Source organism: Caenispirillum salinarum, from assembly GCF_044803115.1.
Taxonomy (GTDB): Bacteria; Pseudomonadota; Alphaproteobacteria; order Rhodospirillales; family Rhodospirillaceae; genus Caenispirillum; species Caenispirillum salinarum_A.
Genome location: NZ_CP085224.1, coordinates 1,625,802 through 1,641,634 on the forward strand (window position 1 = coordinate 1,625,802; position 15,833 = coordinate 1,641,634).

Genomic DNA, 15,833 nt, shown 5'->3' on the forward strand with positions numbered 1-15,833 from the left:
AAAAGGGCCGCGTGATCAGGCGAACAGTCCCGGCCGGCCGGGCGGCGCGTCGGGGTCGGGCACCGGGTTCTCGAACCGCGGTGTGACGTTGAAGCTCAAGGCTCCTTTCAGGCCCATGGCGCTGACAGCGTTGGCGAACAGGCCGGTCATGTCGCGCCGCATGTCCTGCGGCAGGGGGCGGTGGGTGCGGATGATCAGGTCGAAACGCCGGTCGGCCTTGCGCACCAGCCCGTCGATCTGCATGAGGCCGAGGCGGCTGAGTTCCAGGTTGACCAGGAACCGCTGACCGCCGCCCTTGCGTCGGCCTTCGCCCTCGGCCGATCCGTCCTCGTCGCCGGCTCCCTGGCGGCGGGTGATGAACTGGATCTTCTGAACCTCGGCTCCGGCGTGGAACGGGAGGGTGGTGACGCGCCATTCGGCACCCGAGGCGTCGCGGCGGCTGACGGCGGCTTCCGACAGATCCCGGCCGATCTGGCGGGCGGTGGCGCGGCCCTTTTCACCGGCGGATTCCAGCGCCCGCATGACGCCGCCGCCGGGCCAGGCGCGGGATTCGCCGCCGGCCTTCACGGCCCCCAGGAATGCGGCGACACTGGCGGTCATCTGGCCATCGGCACGCGGCAGGGCGGCGGTGAACTGGCGCGCGGCCTCTGTTCCGCCCGGGCTGCGCATCTGGCCGAGCAGCGACAGCGCGTCGGTCATGCTGGGCCAGACGGTGGCCGAGAAGGCGGTGGGCGCGCCCAGCGCGCCGGCGGCGGCGGCCGTGGCGGGCACCGTCGAGGGCAGGGGCGCGGCGCGCAGGACCTCCAGGCTTACCTGGGCGCCCGGCGGCGCGGCAATTCGCCCGGCGACCGAGAGCGTTCCGGCGGCCGTACGCACCAGCGTCTGATCGGCCGAGCCGCCCGGCAGGACCGTCCCCTGAAGCAGGCTGGCCGGGTTCGGCTGCGCGGCGGCGGAGGACACCCAAGGCGCGGGCTGCGGCACGAGCGGCCCTTTCGCACCGCCGTAGGCCGCCACTCCGGCGGGATTGGGCGCTGCGCGTGGGCCGGCAGGCTGGGCCTGGCTTTGCGCCGCACTCTGCGGCTGCGCCTGGGCGGCCTGGCCCCGCGCCGGCGCCGGGCCTTCGCCGGGACGCCCGGCCTGTGCCGGTTGAGCCTGGGCGCGCGGTCCCGGTTCTGCCGGCTGCGGCTGAGCCGCCGGCGCCGGGACCGGCTGTGCTCCGCCGGCGCCGGATTGTGCGCCGGTCGGGACCTGCGGCGCAGCCGCCCCTTGCGCGCCCGAAGCCAGCGCGCCGGCGCCCGGTGCGGCCGGCGTGGGAGCGGCAGTGCTTCCGCCGGCCGGCCCTGACCCGGTCCCGGCCCCGGCCCCGCCGCCGGGCGCCTGAGGAACCGGACCCACGGCCGCCACCCGGACGAACACGGCGGCGCCCGGCTGAAGCGTCACCCCATTCACCACGACCGGCCGCACACCCTGGCCCTGTCCCGCCTGCGTCGACGAGCTGCCCGGCTGTCCGGTCGGAGCGGAAATTTGTCCCATCTGCCCCTGCGGCGCTGGCTGCTGGGGCTGGGCCTGGGTCGGTTGGGGTGCCGGTTGAGCGGCGCGCGTGGCGGCCTGGCTCGGTTGCTGGGCCGGCGGTTGCTGCTGGGCGGGCTGGGTCTGCGGTGCGGGCTGCTGGGGCTGAGCCTGCGTCGGCTGGGGAGTCGGTTGAGCGGCGCGCGCGGCGGCCTGGCTCGGCTGCTGGGCCGGCGGCTGTTGCTGAGCGGGCTGGGTCTGCGGCGGCGGCTGTTGCGGCTGAGCCTGCGTCGGCTGGGGAGTCGGTTGAGCGGCGCGCGCGGCGGCCTGGCTCGGCTGCTGGGCCGGCGGCTGTTGCTGAGCGGGCTGGGTCTGCGGCGGCGGCTGTTGCGGCTGTGCCTGGGTCGGCTGGGGCGCCGGTTGAGCGGCGCGCGTGGCGGCTTGGCTCGGCTGCTGGGCCGGCGGCGGCTGTTGCGGCTGAGCCTGCGTCGGCTGGGGAGTCGGTTGAGCGGCGCGCGGGGCGGCCTGGCTCGGCTGCTGGGCCGGCGGTTGCTGCTGCGCGGGCTGGCTCTGCGGTGCGGGCTGTTGCGGCTGTGCCTGGGTCGGCTGCGGTGCCGGTTGAGCGGCGCGCGTGGCGGCTTGGCTCGGCTGCTGGGCCGGCGGCTGCTGCTGGGCGGGCTGGGTCTGCGGCGGCGGCTGTTGCGGCTGAGCCTGCGTCGGCTGGGGAGTCGGTTGAGCGGCGCGCGTGGCGGCTTGGCTCGGCTGTTGCGCCGGCTGCGTCTGAGCGGGCTGGCTTTGCGGTGCCGGCTGTTGCGGCTGTGCCTGCGTCGGCTGGGGTGCCGGGCGTTGTGCCGGTTCCTTCAGCACGATCGCCAGCAGGCCGTCGCGGCGGGACAGGCTCAGGCTGTCGGCGCCCGCGGTTGCGCCTGCCGCTCCGGCCGCCGGCGCAGTAGGTGCCCCTGCCGCCCGGAGCGCTGCCGCCCGGGCCTGCATCTCCGGCAGGGCCTGGGCGAGCGGGCGGCCGCCCACCTCGGTCACGCGCAGGGCTGTCGCGTCGGGCTGTTGCGCCGTGACCTGCAGCGTCAGCCGCGTGCCCTCGGGCATGGGCGGCAGGCTGGTGCGCAGCGTGAAGGTGGTGTCCGTGCCCGCCATGCGCACTTCGGCCACGCCCCGGTTGGTGGCGGTGACGGTGGCCTCGATCCTTGCCGCCGGTGGCAGGGCCTTCACGGCGGGCGGCGGGCGCGGCGCCGAAGCGGACGCGGGCGAGGGCGGCGCCGGCTGGGTGGGGCGAGCGGGCGACGGTCGCTGGGGAGGCGGCGGAAGCGGTTGCGACATGCCGCCCCTCCGCTACAACTTCAGCAGCCGGTCGGCGACGCCCTCCACGTCCAGCGCGGCCTCGGCGTTGGGGTGGCGGGTGAGGATGGGCGTCTGGTTGCGGATGGCCTCGCGCACCCGCATGTCGCGGCGCACGATGCCCAGAAGCGGCGGGTTGATCTTCAGGAAGCCCTGGCAGGCCTTCTGCAGCGTCTGGTAGGTGCGCTCTCCCTCGCGGGTTGAGTTGGCGGCGTTGATGATGACGCGGATATCCACGCCCGGCCGTTCCATGGCGGTCACCTTGATGAAGGCGTAGGCGTCGGTGAGCGACGTCGGCTCGTCGCTGGTCACCACGATGATGGTGCCCGCCGAGCGTGCCAGGTGGCGGACGCTTTTCTCCACGCCGGCGCCCAGATCCAGGATCACGCGGTCGTACTTCTGCGCCATCAGCGCCAGGTCGTCGGCCAGGATCTGCAGCCGGCTGGCGGGAATGTTCGCCAGCGAGCCCGAGCCTGAGCGCCCGGCCAGCACGTCGAACCCGCCGGGCTCATAGCGCATGACGGCCTGGTTGAGCGTCATCTTGCCGGCCACCACGCTGCCCAGGTCGAAGCGCGGCATCAGGCCCAGCTGGATGTCGACGTTGGCCAGCCCCAGGTCGCCGTCGAACAGCAGCGTGTGCTGGCCCCGGCGCGAGATGGCGTGGGTGAGCGTGATGGCGAACCACGTCTTGCCCACGCCCCCCTTGCCGGAGGCGATGGCGACGATGTTGCGACCTTTCTGCCGCCCCGAGGGACGCGGCGCCAGGGTGGGCACGGCGTCGGAAGAGGTGGTCATGACTGGCGAGCCTCGTTCCAAGCGTTGAATTCTTTCGTTCTTGCGGGCGCGGCGCGCACGGGCGCCGGCTCGGGTATCGCGGCATGTTCTATGCCGGAGGACTCGCCGGGCGGGACGATCAGCCTTGCGAGTGAAACGGGATTGATGGAGCACAAGCCGTTGGCGACGTGCGGGTTGACCGACACCTCGCTGAACATGAGCTGCCCGGCGTCGGCCGCCGACAGGATGGCGCCCAGGCGGCGCGTCATGTCCAGCCGCGTCGCCAGCAGGCGGGTGGCGCCGGCGCCGGCGAAGGCCTCGGCGATCTCGGCGGCCTCCACCGGGTCGCCGCCGGCGGCCATCACCAGGATCGGCTCGACGTCCACGGAATCGATCAGGTCGCGCAGGAAGCTCATGTCGTTTTCGTTAAAGGGGTTGAGGCCGGGGCTGTCGATGAAGGTCAGGTCCTGCATCCCCAGCGTGTCGTCCAGGATGTCGCGCAGGGAGTCGGGGCCGCGCGCCTTGTACAGCTCGATGTCCAGGATGCGGGTGAAGGCGCTCAGCTGTTCCATGGCGCCGGCCCGCACGGAATCGGCGGTGATGACGGACACGGCCCGGCCCGCCAGTCGGGTGCGGGCGGCCAGCTTGGCCACCGTGATGGTCTTGCCCGCACCCGGCGGCCCGACAATGAGGAACGGGCGCGGCGCCTGGCGGGAGGGCAGCGGCGCGAAGGCGAAATGCTCGTCCAGTGCGGCGGCGCAGGCCATGGTGGGCTCGCTGACGTCCAGCGCGCGGACCCGGCCCACCAGGCGCTCCAGCAGGCCGGGGACGACGCCGTGGTAGTCCAGGCAGTCCCGCACGGTTTCGGCGATGGGCGAGGGCTCGGTGCCCGACAGGACGGTTTCGATCTCGTCGTCCAGGGCCATGGGTTCTTCCATGGCGGCGGTAATGCGCACACCCTGACCGCCGGCCGCGCGCTGGGTGGAGACGATGATGGCATCGTCCCCCAGCTCCTCGCGGACCATGGCCATGGCCTCGGCCATGGAGTCGGCGGCGTAGCTCTTAAGGCGCATTCACGAATCCCTGACGTGTCGCGGACGACCGTCCGCCACCCCGTTATGGCATCGGAAGTGTTACCATTCGGTTCATGCCCCTACCACGATAATCACACCGTCGGCGACTCCTGAAGCGCGGGAGCGGGGTTTGGCGTGGCGCCACGGCGCGGCGCTGCCCCCTGAGACGTCATGAGGAAGCCGTTTCGCATCGACAGAATGGCGCAGACTAAGCCGGAATGTCCTCCTTCAACCCACGGTCGTGCTGTTCGCGCACGGCCCGGCACGGTCGGTCGCCACCCGCGGCGCGCGAGGTCGTGCAGCGGCGCTAGAGGATCGGCGCCAGGGCGTCGCGCAGGGGCGCCAGGTGGTCGCCGTATTTCTGCCACGCCTTGACGCTGGAGGTGTACATCCGGCGCCTCACCTGCGTGGCGCTGGCCGTGCGCACGGCGCGCCGGGTCTTGTGGAAGTCCAGCACGCGGTCGTCCCACTCAAGGCCGCAGTGCGCGAGCAGCCGGCGCGACTGGCCCTCCTGGTCGCTCACCAGATCCTCGTAGCGGCAGGTGAAGATGCGGTCGCCCAGCCTGCGGCGGTGTTCGGCCATCAGGTCGTGGCAGGCGAGATGCACCTGGGCGATGTCCTGAAGACTGAAGCCGAAGCTGAAATCGCTGTCGGAAAAAAGCGTCTTGTAGATGGACAGGCCGACGTCCATCGGATCGCGCTGCATGTGGATGATCCGGGCGTTGGGAAAGGCCCGCGCAATCCAGCCCAGCCAGATGAAGTTGAACGGCATCTTGTCGACCACGCGCAGGGTCCCGGAGCCCGTATGGCGGTCGAGCAGCCGCCCGTACTCCGCGATGAGGCGCGGCGAGGCATCGGGTGTGATTCGGCCGTCGGTCAGCCACCGGCCGAGCGTCCTGCCAATAAGCGGGACCTCTCCGGCGCCCTCGACGGCGGGGTGGCTGGCGAGGATCTGCTCGGCCAGGCTGGTGCCCGAGCGCGGCATCCCGACAATGAAGATCGGCCGCTCGTCGGCCGAGGGCCGCGGGATCATCCGCGACACCAGCGGTTCGACGAACAGGCCGGCGGCGTGGCGCATGGCGGCGGCGCGGTCGGCTCCGTCTCCGCCGACGGCCTGTCGCTGCCGCTGGTTGGCGGTGCGGAGGAGGGCGAAGGCCTCGTCGTAGGCGCCGACGTCCTCCAGCGCCTTGGCGAGCGCGAACTCGATGTGCGTCCTGTCGTCCGGCGCCAGATCCGCCATGCCGAGCACCGTCCGCATGGTCTCCATGTGGGGATGGCCGGCGGTGTAGCGGCGTTGGGCGGCCAGCATGCGGTGGGCGTTGCCGAGCGTCGGGCGCAGCCGCACAGCCTCTCCAAAATCCCGTTCGGCCTCCGCCATGCGTCCCATGTCGAAGTAGAGCTGCCCGCGGTTGTTGTGGGCCGGCGCCTGGTGCGGCGCCAGGGCGACCACGGCATCGTAGGCGGCGAGGGCCTCTTCCAGGCGGCCGGCGGCGTGGTGCATTCGCGCCAGGACGGTCTTCAGCCCCGGATCATCCGGCGCGAGCGCCGCCGCCCGTTCCATGGCCTCTAGCGCCTCGTCCTCCATGTTCGCGGTCCAGGCGGCTTCGGCCAGGGCTTCGTGACGGCCCGGGTCCTCAGGCTGCACGCGGGCGGCGTGCGCCAGGACGGCCGACGCCGCCTCCGGCTTGCGCTGGGCGAGAAACACCTCGCCCAGGACCTCGTAAAGCGGCAAGGCGTCGGGAAGCTTGTCGGCCAGTGCGCGAGCCTGGGCCTCAGCCTCCTGCACGGCGCCCTCGTGGCACAGGGTCCGCAGCGCGTCGACCGCTTCGGAGGGGAGCATCTGTTCCGCCTGTTCGGCCCGCTCCGCCAGACGATCCAGGCCGGCCCGCGCCTCGGCCTTGCACTGCCCCGCCGAGGCCAGCGCGTCGAACAGAAGGGAGGCCTTCATGGGATCGCCGTTGCGCTCCGCCGCCTGCGCCAGTGCCAGCGTGCGTTCGGGGGATGGAGGCTGGGTCATTCGTCTCTCCGTGCCGAAGCGCCCTCGCGGGGGCGGGGGAAGGGGCGGTGCCTAGATCTGGCCCAGGGTGCGGATCTTGGCCTTGGGGTGGATCTCGTTCTGCGACATCACCGGCGTCAGCGGGCGGAAGCGCTCGACGATGGAGCGCACATAGGGGCGGATCATGGGGCTGGTCAGCAGCACCGGCGTCTCGCCCTGCTGGGCCAGGCGCTCGAAGGTCTGGCGGGTGTTGACGATGAACTGCTGCAGCTTGGACGGGTTCATGGCCAGCTGCTTCTCCTCGCCCTGGCCGACCAGCGCTTCGGCGAAGGCCTGCTCCCACTCCGGCGACAGGGTGACCAGCGGGATGACGCCGTTGTCGTCGGAATGGGCGTCGGAGAGCTGGCGCGCCAGGCGGGTGCGGACGTGCTCGGTGATGGAGGTCAGGTTGCGGGTCGCGCCGGCGGCCTCGGCCATGCCCTCCAGGATGCTGGGCAGGTCGCGGATGGAGACGCGCTCGGCCAGCAGGTTCTGCAGCACGCGCTGCACGCCGCCCAGCGAGATCTGCGACGGCACCAGGTCGCCGATCAGCTTCTGGTGTTCCTGGTCCAGGTCGTCCAGCAGGCGCTGCGTGTCGGCGTAGGACAGCAGGTCCGGCATGTTCTCGCGGACGATTTCCGTCAGGTGGGTGGTGATGACGGTCGGCGGGTCCACCACCGTATAGCCGCGGAACAGCGCTTCTTCCCGGTTGGCGGGGTCGAGCCAGATGGCGGGCAGGCCGAAGGTGGGCTCGCGCGTCTTCTCGCCGGGCAGGCCGATGTCCTCGCCGCGCGGGTCCATGACCAGCAGCATGTTGGGCCGCAGGTCGCCCTTGCCCGCCTGTACCTCCTTGATGAACACGCCGTAGGAGTTGGCGGGAAGCTGCATGTTGTCCTGAATGCGCACGCTGGGCATGACGAAGCCGGTCTCCACCGCCAGCGCCCGGCGCAGGGCCTTGATCTGGTCGGTCAGGCGCTGGTTGGCGCCGCCGTTGATCATGGCCAGCAGGCCGTAGCCCAGCTCCAGGCGAATCTGGTCGATCTTCATGGCCTCGGAGATGGGCTCCTCTTCCACCGGCGGCGGATGCTCGCCGGCGGGGACGGGGGTGCCGTCGGGGCGGGTGCGCGGCGCGCCGCCCGGCCCGCCGGTGGCCGCGGCGGCGGCTTCCTCGGCGGCCTCGCGGTCCTGCTTCTTGCCCAGGTAATAGGCCGCGCCGGCGGTGATGCCGGCCAGGAACAGGAAGGGCAGGGCCGGCGTGCCCGGCAGCAGCGCCAGGGCCACCGCCAGGCCCGACGACATGCCGAGCGCTTTGGGATAGCTGGTGAACTGCCCGACCAGCGCCTTTTCCGTGCTCTCGGTCAGACCGCCCTTGGCGACCATGATGCCGGCGGCGACCGAGATGATCAGCGCCGGGATCTGGCTGACCAGGCCGTCGCCGACGGTCAGGCGGGTGTAGGTGTCGGCGGCCTGGGCGAAGCTCAGGTCGGACTGCACCATGCCGATGATCATGCCGCCGACCACGTTGATGGCGGTGATGATCAGGCCGGCGATGGCATCGCCGCGCACGAACTTCGACGCACCGTCCATGGCGCCGAAGAAGTCGCTTTCCTTCTGGATGTCGGTGCGGCGCTGGCGGGCCTCGGCCTCGTCGATCAGGCCCGACGACAGGTCGGCGTCGATGGCCATCTGCTTGCCGGGCATGGCGTCCAGGGTGAAGCGGGCCGTCACCTCGGCGATGCGCGTCGAGCCCTTGGTGATGACCATGAAGTTCACCAGGATCAGGATCGCGAAGACGATGACGCCGATGACGAAGTTGTTGCCCATGATGAAGCCGCCGAACGCCTGGATGACGTCGCCGGCGGCCCCCGGCCCCTGGTGCCCGTTGGCGAGAATCAGGCGCGTCGACGCCAGGTTCAGCGCCAGCCGGAACAGCGTGGCGATGAGCAGCACCACGGGGAAGACGTTGAACTCCAGCGCGCGCTCGATGAAGATCGTCGTCATCAGGATCAGCACGCTGAGCGTGATGGACATCGCCAGCAGCACGTCCAGCATCCACGGCGGCAGCGGCAGGATCAGGACCACCAGGATCATGATCACGCCGGCGGCGAACATGATGTCGCCGCGGCTGCCGGCCTTGAGCAGCGCCGACTTGGCGTTGCCCCTGGTCATCTGGCCCTTGATGGCGCCGATGCGTCCGCCGCCGGCTCCTGCGCCCGCGGCGGCGGGTTCGACCGACTGGCCCGACCCTTCCTCAGCCATTCTTCATACTCCGGGACATCATCAAGGGGCTCGGCGCGGGCATCACAGGCTCTGGTGGCCCCGGTCGCCCTCGCCGGACGGCGACGGCACGGGCAGCCCCTGGTCGGTGTAGAGCTTCAGCTTGTTGCGCAGGGTGCGGATGGAAATGCCGAGGATGTTGGCGGCATGGGTGCGGTTGCCCAGCGTGTGCTTGAGCGTCTCGATGATGAGGTCGCGCTCCACGTCGGCGACCGTCCGGCCCACCAGCGCCGCCGTGCCGTCGCCGGCCGCGCCGCCCTGGCCGTGGCCCGACGCACCGGCCTGGGCCGCCTGGTGACGGGCCAGCGCCGAGGTCGGTGCGGCGGCGGAAGAGGGCGCCGGCGCCCCGCTTCCGGCCCCGTCGCGCGTCAGCGGCTGGGCGTCGGGCAGCAGGATGGCGTCGGGGCCGATCTCGTGCTCGCCGGCCAGCAGCACCGCGCGGTGCATGGTGTTCTCCAGCTCGCGCACGTTGCCCGGCCAGCGATAGGCCTTGAGAAGCTGGAGTGCCGCGGCCGACAGCGGCCGGCGCGGCATCTCGTTGGCTTCGGCGAACTTGTTGGCGAAATGCTCGGCCAGCGCCTCGATGTCGGCCGGGCGCTCGCGCAGGGGCGGCAGGGCCAGGTTCACGACGTTGAGGCGGAAGTACAGGTCCTCGCGGAAGGAGCCCTCGCGCACCGCTTGTTGAAGGTTGCGGTTGGACGTGGCGATGAGGCGCACGTTGACCTTGACCGGCGTGTTGGAGCCGACGCGGTCGATCTCCTTTTCCTGGATGGCGCGCAGCAGCTTGGCCTGGAGGCGCACGTCCATCTCGCTGATCTCGTCGAGCAGCAGGGTGCCGCCGTGGGCTTCCTCGAACTTGCCGATGCGGCGCGCGACGGCGCCCGTGAAGGCGCCCTTCTCGTGTCCGAACAGTTCGCTTTCCAGCAGGTTGTCGGGTATGGCCGCGCAGTTCACCGCGATGAACCGGCCCTTGGCGCGGCGGCTCTTTTCGTGGACGAAGCGGGCCATCAGCTCCTTGCCGGTGCCGGACTCGCCGGTGACCAGGATAGAGGCTTCCGAGGGTGCCACCTGCTCGGCCATCTTCATGGAGCGCTGCATGGTCGGGTCGCGGAAGATGATGGACCGGCTGTCCTCGGTCACCGCCTGGAGGACGGCGGCGATCAGCTCCGGCTCCGGGGGCAGGGGGATGTATTCCTTGGCGCCGGCCTTGATGGCGCGCACGGCGGCCTTGCTGTCGCTGGCGACGCCGCAGGCGACGACGGAGATGCTCATGTGCTCGGCCGCCAGGCCGCCGATCAGGGCTTCCACGTCCAGCGCCACGTCGACCATGACGAGGTCGGCGCCCTGCGTGCGCAGGACCTCCAGGCCGCGCGGGATATCGTCGGCCTGTACCACCTGCGCGCCACGGGCGACGGCAATGCGGCTCGCGGCGCCGATCTGCCCGCCCAGGGACCCGATGATCAGAAGACGCATCCTATCTCTCTCCCACGCATGCCGGTCTTGTTCGTACCGGTCATGAAACGGTTGTCGTCAGCCGAAGACGCTGACGCGGCTGCCCGGCGGCAGCACGCTGTTGATCTGCATTTCCAGCCGCCGGGGGTTGTCCTTGCGGCCGATGGACAGGACGCCCAGCAGGTGCACGCGGGCCACCAGGTGCTCGTCGGTGGCGTTGCGCTCCAGCTTGGACGCCAGCGGCGTGAACACCACAGTGCCCAGGATGGCGCCGTAGAAGGTGGTCAGCAGCGCCACGGCCATGCTCGGGCCGATGGTCGACGGGTCGTCCAGGTTGCCGAGCATCTGCACCAGGCCGATCAGCGTGCCGATCAGGCCCATGGCCGGCGCGATTTCCGCCGCCTTGCGCAGCACCCCGACGGCGATGCGGCTGCGGTGGACGGCCGCCGACAGCTCATGGCGCAGGATGGCCTCCACCTCCGGTTCCGGCAGGCCGTCGATCACCAGCGACAGGCCCTTGTGCAGGATCGGCTCGCGCTTGAGCAGGTCCAGCGCCGGGCCCTGCATCTTCAGCAGTCCCTGGCGGCGCGCCACGTCGGCCAGCCCGAGCACGCGCATGGCGGCTTCTTCCGGCGCGCGGGGCGATGGGCGGACGGTGGTGCGCAGGACCGACAGCGTGCGGCGGATGTCGCTGATCGAGAAGCAGGCGGTGGTGACCAGCATGGTGCCGCCGATGACGATCAGCACCGCCGGGACGTCCACGAAGGAGGCCGCCGATCCGCCCAGCAGAAGGGCCGCGCCGATGAGCACGGCGGCTCCGCCAAGGCCCAGCACGGTCGCCAGGTCCAGCGCGGGCCGGCCGGGGCGGGCCGGTATGTCCAGGCCGTCGGCCATGATGGGCTCAGCTCCGGTCCGTCTTGATGATCTCGGTCATGGTGATGCCCAGGCGCTCCTCGACCACCACCACCTCGCCGCGCGCGACCAGACGGTTGTTGACATAGATGTCGATGGCCTCGCCCACCTTGCGGTCCAGTTCCACCACCGCTCCGCGGCCCAGCTTGAGAAGCTGGTTGACCTGCATGGACGACTTGCCGAGCACCGCCGAGACCTGCACGGGGATGTCGTAGACCGCTTCCAGGTCGGCGGCGGAGCGCGGCTTGTCCGGCACGTCCGACGGCTCGTCCTCCAGGTCCTCCAGGCCGCCCTGGGCGGGCACCGGCGTCTGGTCGCCGTTCAGCTCGTTGAGGTCGAGGTCGTTGTTGTTCTCGCGTTCGTCAGCCATGTCTCAACTCTCTTTTCGCGGTCCGCCGGATGCGGCGGGGACGGCGGTGGGGCGGCGGCCGGGGCCGCTCACCCGTCGGTTCCATTGCGCGCCTCGGGCGCCTCGGCCTCTTCCCCGGTCGCGGTCGACGCATCGGCGTCCTCTTCCGTCTCCGGTTCCGACTGCCCGTCGCCGCCGTCGGCATCCGGCGCGGGGGCGTCGTAGGCGCCCTCGGCCTCGCGGGCGGCCACCTCGGCCTCGGCCTGTTCGCAGGCGCGGTCTTTCGCACGGTCCATGGCGGCCTGTTCGGCCTCGGCCAGGGCCTCTTCCTTGAGGCGCGGGAAGGCCTCTTCGGCGGCGCGCTCGGCCTCGGCGAAGTCGCCGGCCAGACCGCTTTCGCCGATGACGTTGCGGTCGATGATCTCCAGAACTTCCGACCATGTGCGGCCGGTGTCCTTTTCCACGCCGCCGTCGCCCCATTCCATGCGGGCGTCGCCCGGCTGGATCTGCGGGTCGTCGGCGACCACCAGCTTGCCCTCGAACCCGGCGTCTTCCACCACGGGGCGGATGGCGGAGCGGGTCTGCTCGGCCAGCGCCGGATGGACGCGCACCACCAGCCGGGGCTGGTCGATGACGGTGGGCACCACGCGCCGCACCAGGGCCTCGATTTCCTCCACCCCGTGGCGGGCGGCGATGATGGGCAGCACCCGGCGGCACACGGCCACGGCGATTTCGGCCGCCATGGGCTCCAGCCTCTGGTAGGGCTCGTCGATGGTGCCCGCCATCTGCCGCAGCTGCTGGGCGATGAAGTGCAGGCTTTCCGCCATCAGGCGCTCGGTGGCGGCCTCGGCCTCCTGCAGGGCGGCGGTGTGGCCGGCGACGTAGGCCTCGTCGCGGGCGGCTTCCAGGTCCTGCTCGCTGAAGGTGGGTGCCGGCGGTTCCTCGGGCTCGGGCTCCGGCTCGGGGTCCTGTTCGGCCTGGTCCTGCTCCGCGGCTTCGGCCTGCGCGGCGGCCTCGGCCTCGGCGGCGGCGTCCGCCTCGGCCTGTTCCTGCGCGGCGGCGACGGCGTCGTCCAGGCGCGTGTCCTCCATGGGGCGCGGGTCGGGCGGCACGGTCGTGTAGGAATCCCGCACGGCATCGTCGCCGTCCAGGTCCAGGTCGAAGGTGAACTTGCGGATCGCGCGCTGTTTAGGCATGGCGGCCATGGAAGGCGACGTCCTCGGCGGAAGCGGAGCGGGGGAGGGCGGCGAGCGGCATCATCAGTAGATGAGCTCGTCGTCCTCCTTGCCCTCGGAGATGACGATCTGGCCGGAGTTGGCGAGTTCCTTGGCCAGGGCGACGATGATGTTCTGGGCCTCGTCCACCTCGCGCAGGCGCACGGGGCCGAGGGCGTCCATGTCCTCCTTCAGCATCTTGCCGGCGCGCTCGGACATGTTCTTGAAGAACAGGTCCTTGATGGTGTCCGAGCCGCCCTTGAGGCCGAGCGCCAGCTTGTCCTTCTCCACATGGCGCAGCAGGGTCTGGATGCCCTGGCTGTCGATGCGGTTGAGGTCCTCGAAGGTGAACATGAGCTGCTTGATCTTCTCGGCGCTCTCGCGGTTGCGCTCTTCCAGGGCCGAGAGGAAGCGGCTTTCGGTGTTGCGGTCCAGGTTGTTGAAGATGTCCGCCATCATCTCGTGCGCGTCGCGGCGCGCGGTGCGGGCGAGGTTGGACATGAATTCCGTGCGCAGGGTCTTTTCCACGCCGTCCAGCACTTCCTTCTGGACCGCTTCCATGTGCAGCATGCGCATGATGACTTCCATGGCGAAGCCTTCCGGCAGCAGCGCCAGCACGCGCGCGGCGTGGTCGCCCTTGATCTTGGACAGCACGACGGCGACCGTCTGCGGGTATTCGTTCTTCAGGTAGTTGGCGAGCACCTGCTCGTTCACGTTGCCCAGCTTGTCCCACATGGTGCGGCCGGCGGGACCGCGGATTTCCTCCATGATGAGGTCCACGCGATCCTTCGGCAGCGACTTGGCCAGCAGGCGCTCGGTGCTTTCATAGGACCCGACCAGCGAGCCCGTGTTCGACATGGCGTCGGCGAATTCCACGAACAGGCGTTCCACCAGCGAGGAGGACACCGTGCCCAGGTTGGCCATGATCTGCGACAGCTCGCGGATCTCGTCGTCGTCCATCATGGCGAACAGCTTGGAGGAGTGCTCGTCGCCCAGCGACAGCATCATGATGGCGGCCTTCTGCGGGCCGGTGAGGCTGCGGTAGTCTTCCTTGACGCGTCCCACGGTTCTTCTCCTTCGTCGATGCCGTCCGGCGGGGGTCCGGGCGGATCGCGGCTGTCAGGCGATCAGGCTTCCTGGTAGAGCCAGTTGCGGATGATGGACAGGGCTTCCTCGGGGTGCTTTTCGACGATCTCGCCGATCTTGCGAAGGCTGGAGGCGCGCACGCGGCCCTCCACCTTGTCGATGTCGATCAACTCGTCGGCCTCCATCTCCTCGTCCACGGGCACGGGCATGGAGCCCGGACCGGTCAGCTGCGGCACCCCGGCGGCGGCATCGGCCGACAGCATGTCGGCTTCGTCGGGCGCGGCGGACTCGAAGGCGCGGGTGACCAGCGGGCGCACCACCAGCAGGATCACCAGAATGGCGACGATGGCGATGCCGAGGCCCTCGGCCATCTTCATGATCTCCTCCTTGGTGAAGCCCATGAAGGTCCAGGCGTCGTCCGGCATGAAGTCGTCCATGCTGGTGAAGCGCATGTTGATGACTTCCACCTGGTCGCCGCGCTGGGCGTCGTAGCCGACGGCGGAGCGCACCAGCGTGGCGATCTTGTCCATCTGCTCGTCGGAGCGCGGCACATAGGTGCGCGTGCCGTCCTCGGCCACGTCATAGGTGCCGTCGACCAGCACCGCGATGGACAGGCGCTCGATCTCGCCGCCCTCGCTGACGGAGTTCACCACGCGCTTGGAGATCTCGTAGTTGACCGTTTCCTCGGTGCGGCTCTCGCTGGAGCTGGCGGTGGGGCCGCCGGCGTTGAGGTTGGCGTCGGGCAGGTTGTTCTGCACCGTCACCGCGCCCGGGTCGTTCTCCCGCGTCTGGGCCTGCTCCTCCAGGTTGACGGTGGAGCGCGGCACGGCGCTCTCGGGATCGAAGATCTCCTCTTCCGTCACCGTGCGGTCGAAGTCCATGTCGGCGCGCACCTCGGCGCGGGCCTTGCCGGGGCCGACGGTCTGCTCCAGCAGCTGCTCGATGTTGCGCGCCAGGCGCCGTTCGGTCTTCAGGCGCATTTCCTCGCGCGTGAAGGCCAGCATGTCGCCCGCGTCCTCGAAGTTGCGCGACAGCAGCGTGCCGGCCTCGTCGACGATGGAAATGCGCGAGGGCTTGAGCTGCGGCACCGCAGCGGCCACCAGCTGCTGGACGGCGTTCACCTGGCCCTGGTCCAGGCGGCCGGTCTTCATTTTGACGTAGATGGAGGCGGACGGCTCCTGCGTCTCGCGCGAGAACAGTTCGCGCTTGGGCATGACCAGGTGGACGCGGGCGGCCTTGACGCTTTCGATGGCGGCGATGGTGCGCGCCAGCTCACCTTCCAGCGCGCGCACCAGGTTCACGTTCTGCATGAAGTTGGTGGCGCCCAGGCTGTCCATGTCGTCGAACACTTCATAGCCCACCGTCGCGCCGCCCGTGGCGAACTCGGCCAGCGACACCCGCTGGCGCAGCACCTGGTCGGCGCCGACGTAGATGTCCGAGCCGCCGTTGCGCAGCTCGTACGGAATGTTCTGGGCTTCCAGCTCCTGCACGATGCGGTTGCTGTCCACCGCCTCCAGGTTGCCGTACAGCAGCTCCATGGGCGTGGCCGTGAAGCGCGTCGCGAAATAGATGATGAAGGCCAGGAGGCCGACGCCCACGCCCGCCAGCGCCGCCAGGCGCATGGGGCCGAGGTTCTTGAGCTGCGTGAGAAGCGCGTTCACGGGATGGCGTCCTGCTCGACGAATGGTGTGCCGGGCACTCCCTCCGGCCGCCCGGCGGGTACCCCCTCTGTCTTAGCGCGGAGGGTAGGAGGGCCTTATTAAAGAAGACGTTAACGGTGGGCAAAATTTGCCCGCCCC

General features: G+C 70.6%; 11 protein-coding genes. All 11 read right to left on the bottom strand.

The window, feature by feature from the left end:
- Positions 1 to 15 precede the first annotated feature (15 nt).
- The 11 genes from LG334_RS07355 to fliF all read right to left on the bottom strand — a co-directional run bounded on the left by LG334_RS07355 (position 16) and on the right by fliF (position 15,695).
- Positions 16 to 2,844 (bottom strand): hypothetical protein, encoded by a 2,829-nt coding sequence (locus LG334_RS07355; protein ID WP_404384756.1) that lies wholly within the window; start codon positions 2,842 to 2,844, stop codon positions 16 to 18.
- A gap of 12 nt (positions 2,845 to 2,856) precedes the next feature.
- Positions 2,857 to 3,657 (bottom strand): MinD/ParA family protein, encoded by an 801-nt coding sequence (locus tag LG334_RS07360; RefSeq protein ID WP_404384758.1) that lies wholly within the window; start codon positions 3,655 to 3,657, stop codon positions 2,857 to 2,859.
- A complete protein-coding gene (locus tag LG334_RS07365) occupies positions 3,654 to 4,709 on the bottom strand; it encodes a GTP-binding protein (RefSeq protein ID WP_404384760.1) in 1,056 nt (351 codons plus the stop codon). Before LG334_RS07365 ends, LG334_RS07360 begins: the two co-directional genes overlap by 4 nt.
- Before the next feature lie 307 nt (positions 4,710 to 5,016).
- Complete coding sequence (locus LG334_RS07370) at positions 5,017 to 6,726, bottom strand: sulfotransferase (protein ID WP_404384762.1); 1,710 nt, start codon at positions 6,724 to 6,726, stop codon at positions 5,017 to 5,019.
- 51 nt (positions 6,727 to 6,777) lie between these two features.
- On the bottom strand, positions 6,778 to 9,003 hold the full coding sequence (flhA, locus tag LG334_RS07375; RefSeq protein WP_404384764.1) for a flagellar biosynthesis protein FlhA: 2,226 nt from the start codon (positions 9,001 to 9,003) through the stop codon (positions 6,778 to 6,780).
- Positions 9,004 to 9,045: 42 nt separating this feature from the next.
- Positions 9,046 to 10,494 (bottom strand): sigma-54-dependent transcriptional regulator, encoded by a 1,449-nt coding sequence (locus tag LG334_RS07380; protein ID WP_404384766.1) that lies wholly within the window; start codon positions 10,492 to 10,494, stop codon positions 9,046 to 9,048.
- A 57-nt stretch (positions 10,495 to 10,551) separates the two neighbouring features.
- A complete protein-coding gene (locus tag LG334_RS07385; protein WP_404384768.1) occupies positions 10,552 to 11,367 on the bottom strand; it encodes a motility protein A in 816 nt (271 codons plus the stop codon).
- A 7-nt stretch (positions 11,368 to 11,374) separates the two neighbouring features.
- Positions 11,375 to 11,755 (bottom strand): flagellar motor switch protein FliN, encoded by a 381-nt coding sequence (gene fliN / locus LG334_RS07390; RefSeq protein ID WP_404384770.1) that lies wholly within the window; start codon positions 11,753 to 11,755, stop codon positions 11,375 to 11,377.
- A 68-nt stretch (positions 11,756 to 11,823) separates the two neighbouring features.
- Positions 11,824 to 12,939: a hypothetical protein gene (locus LG334_RS07395; protein ID WP_404384772.1), complete on the bottom strand. Its 1,116-nt coding sequence runs from the start codon at positions 12,937 to 12,939 to the stop codon at positions 11,824 to 11,826.
- 54 nt (positions 12,940 to 12,993) lie between these two features.
- Positions 12,994 to 14,013, bottom strand: coding sequence for a flagellar motor switch protein FliG (gene fliG / locus LG334_RS07400; RefSeq protein ID WP_404384774.1), 1,020 nt, complete (start codon positions 14,011 to 14,013; stop codon positions 12,994 to 12,996).
- Between the two features lie 62 nt (positions 14,014 to 14,075).
- The gene (fliF, locus tag LG334_RS07405) at positions 14,076 to 15,695 is read right to left on the bottom strand and encodes a flagellar basal-body MS-ring/collar protein FliF (protein WP_404384776.1); all 1,620 of its coding nucleotides are present in this window, start codon (positions 15,693 to 15,695) and stop codon (positions 14,076 to 14,078) included.
- Between the last annotated feature and the right edge of the window lie 138 nt (positions 15,696 to 15,833).

What these genes read in the sequence shown, in the direction of transcription:
- LG334_RS07355 (WP_404384756.1), bottom strand. Translation starts at nt 2,844, where the DNA reads ATGTCGCAACCGCTTCCGCCGCCTCCCCAGCGACCGTCGCCCGCTCGC.
- LG334_RS07360 (WP_404384758.1), bottom strand. Translation starts at nt 3,657, where the DNA reads ATGACCACCTCTTCCGACGCCGTGCCCACCCTGGCGCCGCGTCCCTCG.
- LG334_RS07365 (WP_404384760.1), bottom strand. Translation starts at nt 4,709, where the DNA reads ATGCGCCTTAAGAGCTACGCCGCCGACTCCATGGCCGAGGCCATGGCC.
- LG334_RS07370 (WP_404384762.1), bottom strand. Translation starts at nt 6,726, where the DNA reads ATGACCCAGCCTCCATCCCCCGAACGCACGCTGGCACTGGCGCAGGCG.
- flhA (WP_404384764.1), bottom strand. Translation starts at nt 9,003, where the DNA reads ATGGCTGAGGAAGGGTCGGGCCAGTCGGTCGAACCCGCCGCCGCGGGC.
- LG334_RS07380 (WP_404384766.1), bottom strand. Translation starts at nt 10,494, where the DNA reads ATGCGTCTTCTGATCATCGGGTCCCTGGGCGGGCAGATCGGCGCCGCG.
- LG334_RS07385 (WP_404384768.1), bottom strand. Translation starts at nt 11,367, where the DNA reads ATGGCCGACGGCCTGGACATACCGGCCCGCCCCGGCCGGCCCGCGCTG.
- fliN (WP_404384770.1), bottom strand. Translation starts at nt 11,755, where the DNA reads ATGGCTGACGAACGCGAGAACAACAACGACCTCGACCTCAACGAGCTG.
- LG334_RS07395 (WP_404384772.1), bottom strand. Translation starts at nt 12,939, where the DNA reads ATGGCCGCCATGCCTAAACAGCGCGCGATCCGCAAGTTCACCTTCGAC.